At 62.2% G+C, this 12,340-nt stretch carries 12 protein-coding genes; 5 read left to right on the forward strand and 7 right to left on the reverse strand.

Translation table 11 applies throughout. The features are described 5' to 3' along the window. The first annotated feature begins 353 nt into the window (after nucleotides 1–353). Nucleotides 354–749, forward strand: coding sequence for a DoxX family protein (locus J3O30_RS19840; RefSeq protein WP_207581901.1), 396 nt, complete (start codon nucleotides 354–356; stop codon nucleotides 747–749). Between the two features lie 79 nt (nucleotides 750–828). Beyond that, the gene (locus J3O30_RS19845; RefSeq protein WP_207581902.1) at nucleotides 829–1,608 is read left to right on the forward strand and encodes an SDR family NAD(P)-dependent oxidoreductase; all 780 of its coding nucleotides are present in this window, start codon (nucleotides 829–831) and stop codon (nucleotides 1,606–1,608) included. Between the two features lie 22 nt (nucleotides 1,609–1,630). On the opposite strand, the gene J3O30_RS19850 is transcribed toward J3O30_RS19845, so the two are convergent. Continuing rightward, complete coding sequence (locus J3O30_RS19850) at nucleotides 1,631–2,848, reverse strand: adenylate/guanylate cyclase domain-containing protein (RefSeq protein WP_207581903.1); 1,218 nt, start codon at nucleotides 2,846–2,848, stop codon at nucleotides 1,631–1,633. Nucleotides 2,849–2,912: 64 nt separating this feature from the next. After that, a complete protein-coding gene (locus J3O30_RS19855; RefSeq protein ID WP_207581904.1) occupies nucleotides 2,913–3,938 on the reverse strand; it encodes a LacI family DNA-binding transcriptional regulator in 1,026 nt (341 codons plus the stop codon). 92 nt (nucleotides 3,939–4,030) lie between these two features. Here J3O30_RS19855 and J3O30_RS19860 point away from each other — a divergent pair, with 92 nt between their 5' ends. From J3O30_RS19860 to J3O30_RS19870, 3 genes are all read left to right on the forward strand, one after another. Continuing rightward, on the forward strand, nucleotides 4,031–5,218 hold the full coding sequence (locus tag J3O30_RS19860; protein WP_207581905.1) for a phytanoyl-CoA dioxygenase family protein: 1,188 nt from the start codon (nucleotides 4,031–4,033) through the stop codon (nucleotides 5,216–5,218). Between the two features lie 92 nt (nucleotides 5,219–5,310). Further along, the gene (locus tag J3O30_RS19865) at nucleotides 5,311–6,132 is read left to right on the forward strand and encodes an SDR family oxidoreductase (protein WP_207581906.1); all 822 of its coding nucleotides are present in this window, start codon (nucleotides 5,311–5,313) and stop codon (nucleotides 6,130–6,132) included. 94 nt (nucleotides 6,133–6,226) lie between these two features. After that, nucleotides 6,227–7,138, forward strand: a complete 912-nt coding sequence (locus J3O30_RS19870) for an SMP-30/gluconolactonase/LRE family protein (protein ID WP_207581907.1) — start codon at nucleotides 6,227–6,229, stop codon at nucleotides 7,136–7,138. Nucleotides 7,139–7,176: 38 nt separating this feature from the next. On the opposite strand, the gene J3O30_RS19875 is transcribed toward J3O30_RS19870, so the two are convergent. From J3O30_RS19875 to J3O30_RS19895, 5 genes are all read right to left on the reverse strand, one after another. Beyond that, entirely contained in the window at nucleotides 7,177–7,926 is a 750-nt protein-coding gene (locus J3O30_RS19875) for a ThuA domain-containing protein (RefSeq protein WP_207581908.1), read from the reverse strand. 19 nt (nucleotides 7,927–7,945) lie between these two features. Beyond that, nucleotides 7,946–9,028, reverse strand: a complete 1,083-nt coding sequence (gene ugpC / locus J3O30_RS19880; RefSeq protein WP_207581909.1) for a sn-glycerol-3-phosphate ABC transporter ATP-binding protein UgpC — start codon at nucleotides 9,026–9,028, stop codon at nucleotides 7,946–7,948. A gap of 19 nt (nucleotides 9,029–9,047) precedes the next feature. Continuing rightward, nucleotides 9,048–9,959, reverse strand: coding sequence for a carbohydrate ABC transporter permease (locus J3O30_RS19885; RefSeq protein WP_207581910.1), 912 nt, complete (start codon nucleotides 9,957–9,959; stop codon nucleotides 9,048–9,050). Between the two features lies 1 nt (nucleotide 9,960). After that, nucleotides 9,961–10,848 (reverse strand): sugar ABC transporter permease, encoded by an 888-nt coding sequence (locus J3O30_RS19890; protein WP_207581911.1) that lies wholly within the window; start codon nucleotides 10,846–10,848, stop codon nucleotides 9,961–9,963. Between the two features lie 120 nt (nucleotides 10,849–10,968). After that, nucleotides 10,969–12,261, reverse strand: a complete 1,293-nt coding sequence (locus J3O30_RS19895) for an extracellular solute-binding protein (RefSeq protein WP_207581912.1) — start codon at nucleotides 12,259–12,261, stop codon at nucleotides 10,969–10,971. Nucleotides 12,262–12,340: the final 79 nt, after the last annotated feature.

Consider the following 12,340-nt stretch of genomic DNA (forward strand, 5'->3'; position numbering starts at 1 on the left):
GTTCGCTGGCCTGTTGCGCAGTCCTCAATTTGAAACGAATCGATGATCCAGATACCGACCAAATTTCTAGCGTGCATCGGGTAGTCCTTTAGTTCACCGTTGCAATGCGAAACTCGAACAACTGCTTTCGTGTGGAATAATAACCATCGGAGGAAACTGCCTGGGGTGAACTCTATCGCAAATATCCCCGAAACTCCTAGTTTTGCGCGTGGTCTTTGCAACGGTATGTTTGCGACTGTAAGCATTCCACATTTGAGTTAGAGGCTGGCCGCGCGAGCAGCCTTTTTTATATGCCGTGTAGCAAATCGGTCGTCTCGTCCGTCATGGTGGAAACTCAAACAGGAGATCTTACGATGGCCAGAGCAATCGCAATCATCGTCGCCCGCATCATTTTCAGCTTCATCTTCTTCATGGCCGCCGGCTTCAAGTTCGCCGACATCGGTGCGACGGCGGGTTACATCACTGCTGCCGGTTTTCCGATGGCGACATTCCTTGCCTGGGTCGCAGCCTTCTTCGAGATCGCGCTCGCGCTGGCCTTCATATCCGGGGCCTTCTTCACCGAGGCGAGCCTGCTGGCAGGGATCTATGTGATCTTCCTCGCCTTCGCTTTCCACGGTCCATCTCATTGGCAGCAGAACCAGGCCGAGTTCGGCTTTTTCATCGATCACTTCACCTTCCTTGCCGGTCTACTCTTTGCCGCCGTCCACGGGCCGGAGAAATGGGCGTTGAGACACGGCCTCCTCAGATAGCTCCCTCGAGGCACTCTCCGCCGGAACCAACAGTGGTGCCGAACATTGGCTTACGGTCAAACGGCAAGGAGAGCCGCCCATGGAGCTGAAGGATAAGATCGCGTTGGTGACGGGCGCCGGTTCCGGCATCGGCAAGGCGGCCGCGCTGAGGCTCGCCGCCGAGGGAGCAAAGATCGCCGTGCTGAGCCGCACGGCCGACGAGGTCGAAAAGACCTGCGCCGAGATCAAGGCCGCCGGCGGCGGGTCGATCGCGCTGACGGCCGATACCAGTGACGAGGCTCAAATGCGGAGCGCCGTGGCGCGGTTGACCGATATCTTCCATGGCCTCGACATCGTTGTCGCCAACGCCGGGATCAACGGCGTCTGGGCGCCAATCGACGATCTGAAGCCGGATGAATGGGACAAGACCATCGCCGTCAATCTGCGCGGCACCTATCTGACCTTGCATCTGACGGTGCCTCACCTGAAGCGCCGCGGCGGTTCGATCATCGTCGTCTCCTCGATCAACGGCACCCGGACATTCACCACGCCGGGCGCTACCGCCTACACCGCAACCAAGGCCGGCCAGGTTGCCATGGTTCAGCAGCTCGCCCTCGAACTCGGCCGGCACGGCATCCGCGTCAATGCCGTCTGCCCCGGCGAGATCGAGACCAATATCGGCGCCAACACAAATAGCCGCCATCGCGAGGAGACGGAGGTTCCGGTCATCTGGCCGCAAGGGGATATCCCGATCGCCGGCGGCAGAGCGGGCAAGAGCGAGGATGTCGCCGAAACCATTCTCTTCCTCGCCTCGGACCGCGCCCGACACATCACCGGGACGCCGATCTGGATCGACGGCGGCCAGGGTCTGCTGCGATAGCCCTCACCCGACCCTGTGAAGATCAGCCGTTCAGCCGGGCGCTTTCGAGCGTATAGAGCTGCTGGGCGCGCTGCACGCCACGCAGTGCGTAACGCCCGATGCAGGCGAGTGCAGCGCGCTCCTCCTCCGGGATCGCCGAGGCGAAATCGGAGGACATCAGCACATTGAGATCGACCGAGCGGCAGATCGAGGCGATGCGGCTGACTTCGTTGACCGCAGGGCCGATGACCGTGAAATCCAGCCGGTCCTGGCTGCCGATATTGCCGTAAAAGACGTCGCCGATATGCAGGCCGATATAGACATCTGTCGTCGGCCGGTCGCCGGCCTTGCGTTCGCCATTCAACTTGGCGAGTTTTTCTCGCAGAAGCGCTTCGGCGTTGAGCGCCGCACGGCAGGTCTCCGCCGGCACCTCGCCCTTGAAGATCGCCAGCACACCGTCGCCGATCAGCTTCAGCACGTTGCCGCCGGATTCGTGTATGGCTGTAATTACCGCCTCGCTATAGTCGTTGAGCAGCGGGATGATCTCCTCAGGCGGCACGCTGTCGGAGATCTTAGTGTAGTTCAGAAGATCCGAAAACCAGAGTGCGGCCGAAATCCGCTCCGATTTGCCGCGGCTGATCTTGCCTTCCATCACCTGGCGCGCCGCGTCCTCGCCGAGATAGACTTCGGCGATGGTGCGGGCGATGCGCCCGAGCCCGATACACTTGATCGCCAGCCCCAGCACCGGCACGAGCTTGCGCAGGATGGCGAGGTCGTGATCGGAAAAGCCCTCCGGATGTTTGGTCGCGAAATGCGAGAAGAAACAATCCATTTCGCCGATCGTGCCGGCCTCGCTGAAACGATGCACCATCGCCACGAAATCCGTGTGCCCGGCTTCGGCGATCTTGTCGAGCATGGTGAAATCGATCGGATCGCCGAAGCCGAGACGCCGGCGTATCTCCCGTTCATTGTTGGACCAAAGATGATAGAAGGCCGAACTCTGCCAGTTCGCCGCGGCTTCCCCGGAGCTCGTCGGGCCGTATTCGAACTCCGTCTCGATTTCCTCCTCGCTGTCCCAACGGAAGGCCCGGCCCTCGTGCACAGGGTGCAGCGTATCCATTAGTGCCAGGCCGCGGTCGAGCGGCAGCCCGGCATTGCGGCAAGCCGAGCAGAAACCGGTCATGAGCTCGGCTTCCGAAGCACCCTTCAGTCCTTGCTCCGTGACCCAGGCTGCAATCGTGCTGACGTCGCTATAATCCATGCCGCTCACCTTCACTCTCGTCCAAGCTGTAGTCCGATTTCGGCATGGAAGGAAGCCAATTGCCTCAATCGTCCGCGGGCATATTGTAGGGTGTGACGATTTCAACGGAGGAAAGCGAGGCCGGGACCGCCCGCCGCGGTGAAGCCGCCCGGCTCATGATCGCCCTGAAAGCCGAACGCGCATCGGTTCTGAGATCATGATGCAAAACGAAGCCGATCCGGCGCGCGGCAAGCAGCGCACGATTATCAGCATCGAGATCGTGGGCGACGAAGACGCAGACCGGGCGCTCGGCCGCATCGAAGGCCGCCAGCACCGCCCGGTTGCCGCCGCCGATCGAATAGACGGCGTTAATCGTGGGATCGGCCGCAAGAGCTGCCGCCGCGAGCGTTCCCGTCACCGCATCGGTGCCATGGCCCTCGCTGATTTCGGTGATGCCGATGCCGGAATAATGAGCACGGAGGACGCGGCGAAAGCCGATTTCCCGCTCCTCTTCGCCGCGGAAGCGTCCACTGGACAGCGTCACCAGCACCTTGCCGCTTTTTGTCCCGAGAAATTCGCCGATCAGATAGGCGGCGGTCTCTCCGGCCGCCCGGTTGTCGGCGCCGGCATAGGCGATGCGCGCCGAATTCGGCAGATCAGTCACCAACGTCACCACCGGAATGCCGGCCGCATCCGCCCGCGCGACGGCGGCGGCCACTTCGGCGACGTCGGGCGCCTTGAGCACGATACCATCAGTGCCGCGCAGCCGGATGCGATCGACAAACTGCGCCATCTCGGCCGGCTTCATCACCTCGGCGAAGTGGAACCGGCAACGAAAGACGCCGGGCAGGAAGGCCGCTATCTCCGCCTCGAAGGCGGCGCGCACCGCATCGCTGAAACGCTGGGGAGTCTCCATGACGATATCGATGGCCAGCATACGGCCGCTGCCCATCGCCCCCGCCTGCTGCTTCTCCAGCTCCGCGATCGCCGCCTTCACTCGCATTGCCGTCTGTTGGCGCACACCCGGCCTGCCGTTTAGCACCCGGTCGACGGTCGCGGTGCTGAGCCCCGCCTGGAAGGCGATATCCTTGACGAGGAAGAGGTGGGCCATAGAATCCGCTTGATGGTTTTTTGATGGATTGCTGATCTATATCACCCGGCATCGCAGCGTATAGTGCCTTCATCGAAAGAGGAGGAGCCATTATGAAAACCGACAACCCGCAGAAATTGCGCGCCGACCGCGTCTGGCTGAGCGAAGACAGCTGCGATCTCGACGATTTTCGCCGCCTGGCGGAAAAGACCACCGCGCTTGCCGACTACCCCACGGCGTCTGCGATCGAAAAAAACGTACTGATCTACGACAGCCGCAAGGTGATGGCGGCCGTCGCAACGCCGGAAGGCCGGCGCGCCGTCCTGGCGGAGATCTGCGAGGCCTTTGGCGAGGGTCCCGGTGTCGCCGTCTTCAAGCAGGCTTACGAGGATACCGGCATTATCGACCGCGCCAGCACCATCTTCGACCAAATCATCGCGGACCAGCACCGCAGCTCGACCGGCGGCGGCGATCACTTCGCCAAGCCCGGCGCCAACGACCGCATCTGGAATTCGCTGGAGAAACATTGCCTCGCCGATCCCGCGAATTTCGCCGAATATTACGGCAATGCCATCGTCGCACTGACAAGCGAAGCCTGGCTCGGCCCGAGCTACCAGATGACGGCGCAGGTCAACCGCGTCAATCCGGGCGGCGCGGCCCAATCGGCGCATCGCGACTACCATCTCGGCTTCCAGTCGTCTGGGGTGATCGAACAGTTTCCGGCGCATGTACACCGGCTCTCGCCGGTGCTGACGCTCCAGGGCGCGGTCGCCCATTGCGACATGCCGCTCGAAAGCGGCCCGACGCTGTTTCTGCCGCACAGCCAGACCTATGTGCCCGGCTATCTCGCCCTCAAGCGGCAAGAGTTCCGGGATTATTTCGAGGTCAACCATGTCCAGCTGCCGCTCGAAAAAGGCGACGTCGTCTTCTTCAACCCCGCCCTCTTCCACGCTGCCGGCACCAATCGTTCCGCCGACATCAAGCGTGTCGCCAACCTGCTGCAGGTCTCCTCCGCCTTCGGCCGGGCAATGGAAACCGTCAACCGCCAGAGGATGAGCGCCAAGCTCTTTCCCGCCTTGAAGACCTTGCAGGGCAGGCTTTCGCCCGATGAGATCACCAACGCCGTCGCTGCCTGCGCCGAAGGTTATTCCTTCCCGACCAATCTCGACCGCGACCCGCCGCTCGGCGGCCTGGCGCCGAAAACGCAGGCGCAGCTGATGCATGAGGCATTGGGGGAAGGCTGGAGCGACCAAACCTTTATGGCAGCACTTGCCGAGCAAGCGCAGAAGAAGCTGAGCTGACTAAGGAATTGAAAGCCGCTCATCCGCATTGACATATGAGCCTCCCGCACCCGCGGAAGGCCATTCGCATATCATCACCAAGGAGGAACCACATGAGCACGGATCACGGCCGCCTCGACGGCAAGATCGCTATCGTCACCGGCGGCACGCAAGGGTTGGGCGCGACCATCGCCCGTCTGTTCGCCGAACGCGGCGCGGAAGGCATCGTCATTTGCGGCCGCAACGAAGCCAAGGGCACGGCGAAGGCCGCAGAGATTTCGGCTGCGACGGGCGTGAGGGTCCTCTACGTCGGAGCTGATCTCGGCAAGGTCGAGGATGCGCAGAATGTCGTGCGTGCCTGCGATGAGGCCTTCGGCCGTGTCGACGCGCTGGTCAATGCCGCCGCCATCACCGACCGCGGCACTATTCTCGATACCAGCCCTGAACTCTTCGACGCCATGTTCGCGGTCAATGTGCGTGCGCCGTTTTTCCTGATGCAGGAAGCGGTGAAGGTCATGCGTCGCGAAAAGATCGAGGGCACCATCGTCAATATCGGCTCGATGTCGGCCAAGGCGGGCCAGCCCTTCATCGCCGCCTATTGCGCCTCCAAGGGTGCGCTGGAAACGCTGACGAAGAACACCGCCTATGCGCTGCTGCGCAACCGTATCCGCGTCAACGGCCTTAATATCGGCTGGATGGCTTCCGAGGGTGAGGATCGGATCCAGCGCGAATTTCACCACGCGCCCGCCGACTGGCTGGAGAAGGCGGCAGCAAGCCAGCCCTTCGGCCGCCTCGTCGACCCGCATGAGGTGGCGCGCGCCTGCGCCTATCTGTCATCGGCCGAATCCGGCCTGATGACCGGCTCGGTCATCTGCTTCGACCAGTCGATCTGGGGTGCTTATGACGGCTCGCCGCATCCGGTCGCGGCGCTTTAAAGAAGCAAGCGCTCGGCATTTCAATTGGCGGGCTCTGGCACCTGCCCGCGTTTGTAGCTAGGAAGAAGGCGACAGCATTCAGGAGGAAACTGGCGTGGCCGACAATCCGCTTTACGACATTCGCGATGAACGTTTCGGCGCTCTGGTCATCGGCAGCGCCGCGCTCGAGGAGCTTTATTCCGGCTGCCGCTGGACGGAAGGCCCGGTCTGGTTTTCCGACCTCAACTGCCTTCTGTGGAGCGATATCCCGAACGAACGCATGATGCGCTGGACACCGGATGGGACAGTCTCGGTCTTCCGCTCGCCCTCCAACTACGTCAACGGCAATACCCGCGACCGGCAGGGCCGGCTGGTCTCCTGCGAACATGGCCGCCGCCGCGTCACCCGCACCGAGACGGACGGCAGCATCACCGTTCTCGCCGACAGCTACAAGGGCAGGCGGCTGAACTCGCCGAACGACGTCGTCGTGCATTCCGATGGCGGCGTCTGGTTCACCGACCCGACCTACGGCATCCTGTCGGACTACGAGGGCCATAAGGGCGAGCCCGAGCAGCCAACCCGCAACGTCTACCGGATCGACCCGGCAAGCGGCGCGATCGAGGCTGTCGTCGAGGACTTCATCCAGCCGAACGGCCTTGCCTTCTCGCCCGACGAGACGAAGCTCTATATTGCCGATTCCGGTTCGGCAAAACATGAAGTGCCGTGCCATGTAAGAGTTTTCGACGTCATTGACGGCAGGAAGGTCGCCAATAGCCGCTATTTCTGCAGCATCGAAGCCGGCCATCCCGACGGCTTCCGTTTCGATCTCAGCGGCAATCTGTGGACGAGTGCCGGCGACGGCGTGCACTGCTTTTCGCCCGATGGTGCGCTGCTCGGCAAGATCAGGGTGCCGCAGACTGTGTCCAACCTCACCTTCGGCGGCCCCAAGAAAAACCGGCTCTTCATCACCGCGACACGCTCGGTCTATTCGATCTACACGAAGACCAACGGCGCCCAATATCCGTAGGCACCGGCGCCCTGCCGGCGCCGGCCCATGGCATAAGATCAGGCCTTCACCCCGTCCGGCCTGCCGTGCAGCGGCTCGGCACGATGCCAGTTTTCCAGGATTCGGCCGTCGCGATGCTTCTGCTGCGCCCAGCGGATTCCGTTCGAGATCACCTTGTGCACGATCTTGTCGTGATAGATCGGATAAGTCTCGTGGCCGGGACTGAAAAAGAAGATGCGCCCACGCCCACGCTGGAAGGTGCAGCCGCTGCGAAAAACCTCGCCGCCGGAATACCAGGAGATGAAAACCAGTTCATCCGGCTGCGGAATGTCGAAGGGCTCGCCATACATCTCCGAGGCATTGACCTCGAAATAGGGCGGCAGCCCCTCGGCGATCGGATGTGAGGGATTGACCACCCAGACACGCTCCAGGTCTCCATCAGGCGTCTCGCGCCAGGACAGGTTGGCATTCGTGCCCATCAGCCGGCGGAACAGCTTGGAATGATGGCCGGAATGCAACACAAGCAGGCCCATGCCCTTCAGCACGCGCTGCTGCACGCGGTCGATCAGCCCGTCGCTCACCTCCTCATGCGCCATGTGCCCCCACCAGAGCAGCACGTCGGTATCATCGAGCACACTGTCCGGCAGGCCTTCATCGGGATCATCCAGCGTGCCGCGTCGGATTTCGAAATCCGTATGGGCGATGCCGGCGGCGATCGCGCCGTCGATACGATCGGGATAGATCTCCTGAACTTCTCTGTGGAGCTGCTCGTGGCGCCCCTCGTTCCAGATGGTGACCTTGATTGTCATGGCATTCCTCGTGTTGTTTTTAGACGGAAGGCGAACGGGTGACCCGGCCGGCGGAATCGAACAGATGGCAAGCGGCAGGATCGGCTGCCAGCGACACGCGATCGCCCGGCCGCACCGCGATATCGCCCTCGGCGCGCACGACGATCGGCTGCTGCGGCGAGCCGACGGTCATGTAGGTCTCGACGCCCAAGCGCTCGACGATGACGACATCGGCCGTGAAATGTCCCTGCCCCTCTGGTGCAATCCTCAGATGCTCCGGCCGAATGCCGAGCCTGGCCTCGCCCTGCGGCACCGCGCCACCCGTGTCGGCAAGATCGAACGAGAGCCCGATCGGGCTGTCGAGATGCAGGACACCCGCCGAAGCCCGCGTCGCCGTGACCGGAATGACGTTCATCTTCGGCGAGCCGATGAAGGTCGCGACGAATTCATTCTGCGGCTGATGGTAGAGTGACATCGGCGCCCCCTCCTGTGCCACCAGGCCCTTGTTCAGCACGACGATGCGGTCCGCCATCGTCATCGCCTCCACCTGGTCGTGGGTGACGTAGACGACGGTTGCTTTCAGCTCGCGGTGCAGCCGCTGCAGCTCGGCGCGCATCTGCACGCGCAACGCCGAATCGAGATTCGACAGCGGCTCGTCGAACAGGATCAACGCCGGTTTCTTGATGATGGCGCGGCCGATCGCCACGCGCTGGCGCTGGCCGCCGGAAAGGGCGGCCGGGCGCCGGTCGAGATAGTCGGTGAGTTGCAGGATCTCGGCGACGCCCTCCACCTGCCGGCGGATCTCCGCCTCCGATACCTTCTTCAGGCTGAGCGAGAAGCCAATATTTTCGGCAACGCTCATATGCGGATAGAGCGCATAGGACTGGAACACCATGGCGATGCCGCGCTTGTCGGGCGGCACGTCGTTGATGCGCTTGCCGTTAAGGATGAGGTCGCCCTCGTCGATGCCTTCGAGGCCGGCGATCATCCGCAGCAGCGTCGACTTGCCGCAGCCGGAGGGGCCGACGAAGACGGCGAATTCGCCGTCCTCAACGGTGATGTCGACGCCTTTGATGACCTCGAGCGCGCCGTAGAATTTGCGAACGTTTCTGAGATTGATCATCCGTTTCTCTTTCTGGATCTCAGCCCTTCACGCCGCCCGAAAATGTCTGGACGAGGAAGCGCCGGGCAAAGCTGAAGGCGATGACGGCAGGCAGCAGGTAGATGAATGCCAGCGCCGTCAGCAGTCCGTAGTCGATCTCGTTGATACGCAGGAAGGCGCGGAAGAGACCGAGCGGCAGCGTCTGCAGCTCCGGCGACGACAGGAAGATCAGCGGCAGCAGAAAATCGCCCCAGGCCGACATGAAAGCGAACAGCCCGGCCGCAGCCAGCCCCGGCAGCGCCAGCGGGATCAGCACCCGGCGGATACGCTGGATCAGTGTTGCCCCGTCCATTAGCGCCGCCTCCTCGTAATCCCGCGGCAAGCCGTCGAAGAAAGTCTTCATGATCCAGAGCGCCAGCGGCAATTGCATCGTCGCCAGCACCAGGATCAGCCCGAGATAACCGTCGATGAAGCCGGTCCAGCGCATGATGTCGCGGGCATAGCTGCCGAAGATTGGCCTGAGGACTGCCGCTTCCGCATTGTTCAGCGTCAGCAGGAACTTGTAGAGCGGCACGACGAGTGCGGTCGGGGGCAGCACGCGGATGAGCAGGATCGCATAGAGGAAGGGCAGCTTCCACCAGGCCCGGGTGCGCGACAGCGCATAACCGCCGAGCCCGGAAAGCACCATGACGAGCAGCGTCGCACCGCCGACCACGAAGAGCGAATTGAACAGCCACTTCGCCCCATCCTCCTTGGTGAAGACCTTCACGTAGTTGGCGAACGTCCATTGCTCCGGCCAATGCAGGAAGAGCTGCGCATTGCCGTCGAGCGAGGCGAGCAGTACCCAGAAGAAGGGCACGGCGCAGAAGATCGAGATCAGCGACAGCGTCGCATAGGCGATGAGGTCGGAGCGGCCCTTGTTGGCGGTCTCGCTTGGGGAAACGACGGCCATGTCAGACCTCCACTTTCATCGCCCGGACATAGGCAATGCCGAGAACCAGCGAGATGACGAGCGCAACGACCGCGACTGCGGCGCCATATCCCAGCTGGAACGACGTGAAGGACTGGTTGTAGATGTAAATGCTGACGACCTCGGTGGCGCCGCCGGGTCCGCCGCGCGTCAGCGCGTAGACGAGGCCGAAGACGGCGATAGTGGAAACGGCCGAGATCAGCATGTAGAGCAGGATCGTCGGCATCATCAGCGGCAGGGTAATGCGGCGGAACATCTGCGACGGCGTGGCGCCGTCCATGCGCGCCGCCTCGTAGATTTCGGCCGGAATGGTGCTGAGGCCCGCGGTCAGCAGGATCATTGCCGTGGCGATGCCGCGCCAGGTGTTGACGATGATGATCATCGAAAGCGGGAAGACCTGCAGCCAGTCGGCCGGCGTGATGCCGAAGACGCTGACGATGCGGCTGAGCGTTGCATTGTCGCCACCCGCCAGCATCGATATCCACATGAAGCCGGCGACCACTTCGGGGGCGGCATTCGGCAGCAGGATGATCGACGAGAACACCCGCCGGAAACGGATCGGCCGGCGCAACGCGATTGCCGAAATCAGGCCGAGCGCAAACTGGCCGACCACTGCGGAACCAATGACGAAGACGAAGGTGACGAACAGGGAGTTCCAGAATTTCGCGTCGTTGAACAGCCTGGTATAGTTGCGGAGCCTGACGAAGCGAGGCCGAAGTGCTGCCGCCCCGGTCAACGCCTCGTTGGTGAAGCTCAGATAGATGGAATAGATGGCCGGGTAGATGACGAAGGCCAGAAGCAGCACCAGCGAGGGCAGCAGGATCAGCAGCCATTGCCGCTCAGCGCGCCTTTCATGAGAGTTTCGGGCCATGGAAGCTCACAAACCTTGTCATGTGAATCCGGCCTTGTCGTATGAACCGGTCTATCGAATGAACGCGGGAAGACGCGGGCGATGACGCCGCGTCCCCGCTCCCGAGGTAAAAAGGCCAGCTTATTTGACCATGTCGTCGCCGAGGGTTTCCTTGACGTAGTCGACAAGGATCTTCTGGGCGCCGGCGGCATCGGTTTCCTTGCGCAGCAATGCTTCGGTGGCGCGCGCGACACCTTCAGAGACCGTGCCGAAACCGGAGGCCTGCTTCAGGAAGACGCCGTTTCCGGCCGCTGCATGGATCGGAACCAGTTCCGTCAGCTTCTGGAAGTCGGCATTCTTGGCCGCATCCTTGCTGGCCGGAATGTTGCCGATGCGGGCGGCATAGGAAACCTGCGTCTCGATCGAGCCGATCTCCATTAGCGCTTTGATTGCCAGTTCGGTATTGGCCGACTTGGAATTGACGGCCCACGGCGCGGCGAGGTTGGCGAGCACATACTGGCCACTGCTCTGGCCCGGCACCGTCCAGGTTCCCACAACCTTGGTCACCTCGGGGATCGGGTTCTTGCTTTCGCGGCCCCAGTCGAAAATGTAGCACCAGGAACCGCAGGTGGTCGCGGCAAGCTTGCCGGCCGGGAACATCTGGTACTTCGGCACGACCCAGGGTTCCGGTCCGAGCAGCGGCTGCGTCGGCATCAGATCCTTATCGATCAGCTGCTTGTAGACGTTGAAGACATCCTTGATGCCTTCGCCATTGAGATCGAGCTTGCCGTCGGCATCGACCAGCTGCGGCGTCTTCGAGCCGACGAGCAGGTGCTGGAAGCCTTCGTCGAAAGCGCCGCTTCCCCAGGAGACGCCGGCCGGGAAGAGCAGGCCGTAGGCACCGGTCTTCTGCTTGATCTCGGCGGCGCGGTCGAGAAGCTCCTGCCAGGTCTTCGGCTGTTCGGTTGAAATACCGGCCTTTTCGAGAACGTCCTTGCGGTAATAGATTTCCTGGATACCGAGCATGAACGGCATCACATAGGTTTCGCCATCGGGGCTGACGGCAAGCTCCTTGGCGACGTCATAGAGGTTGGCATAGCCGTCCCAGGCCTTGAACGCCTTGGTAACAGGCGCGAGGTAGCCGGCTTCGACCATGTCGGCGACGGCCGCCGTCGTCGGGATAGAGAACAGGTCGGGCGCGTTGCCGGCGCCGAGCTCCGTCAGCAGCTTGGTCAGGTAGTCCTTGTCGGGCGCCGGATATTCGATGACCTCGACGGTCACCCCATATTTCTTTTCGATCCGCTCGACCGTCGATTTCATCGCATCGATGCCGGCCTGACCATGATTTGCAATTCGGATTGTCTCAGCCTGCGCCAGGGTCGAAACCGCGCTGAGCAAAATGGCCCACAGGCCACCAAGAACCGTTTTCTTCAACGAAAAATCCTCCCTCTTTCAGACACACGGCGCCCTCCAGCACCGGCTGTGAAAATGTACACGTATTCCAATGAGTCGC

This window comes from Rhizobium sp. NZLR1, from assembly GCF_017357385.1.
Lineage (GTDB): Bacteria > Pseudomonadota > Alphaproteobacteria > Rhizobiales > Rhizobiaceae > Rhizobium.

Excerpts from the sequence above, each read along its gene's own strand:
- J3O30_RS19850 (WP_207581903.1), bottom strand. The coding sequence starts at position 2,848 with ATGGATTATAGCGACGTCAGCACGATTGCAGCCTGGGTCACGGAGCAA.
- J3O30_RS19865 (WP_207581906.1), top strand. The coding sequence starts at position 5,311 with ATGAGCACGGATCACGGCCGCCTCGACGGCAAGATCGCTATCGTCACC.
- J3O30_RS19840 (WP_207581901.1), top strand. The coding sequence starts at position 354 with ATGGCCAGAGCAATCGCAATCATCGTCGCCCGCATCATTTTCAGCTTC.
- J3O30_RS19855 (WP_207581904.1), bottom strand. The coding sequence starts at position 3,938 with ATGGCCCACCTCTTCCTCGTCAAGGATATCGCCTTCCAGGCGGGGCTC.
- J3O30_RS19875 (WP_207581908.1), bottom strand. The coding sequence starts at position 7,926 with ATGACAATCAAGGTCACCATCTGGAACGAGGGGCGCCACGAGCAGCTC.
- J3O30_RS19890 (WP_207581911.1), bottom strand. The coding sequence starts at position 10,848 with ATGGCCCGAAACTCTCATGAAAGGCGCGCTGAGCGGCAATGGCTGCTG.
- J3O30_RS19845 (WP_207581902.1), top strand. The coding sequence starts at position 829 with ATGGAGCTGAAGGATAAGATCGCGTTGGTGACGGGCGCCGGTTCCGGC.
- J3O30_RS19860 (WP_207581905.1), top strand. The coding sequence starts at position 4,031 with ATGAAAACCGACAACCCGCAGAAATTGCGCGCCGACCGCGTCTGGCTG.
- ugpC (WP_207581909.1), bottom strand. The coding sequence starts at position 9,028 with ATGATCAATCTCAGAAACGTTCGCAAATTCTACGGCGCGCTCGAGGTC.
- J3O30_RS19885 (WP_207581910.1), bottom strand. The coding sequence starts at position 9,959 with ATGGCCGTCGTTTCCCCAAGCGAGACCGCCAACAAGGGCCGCTCCGAC.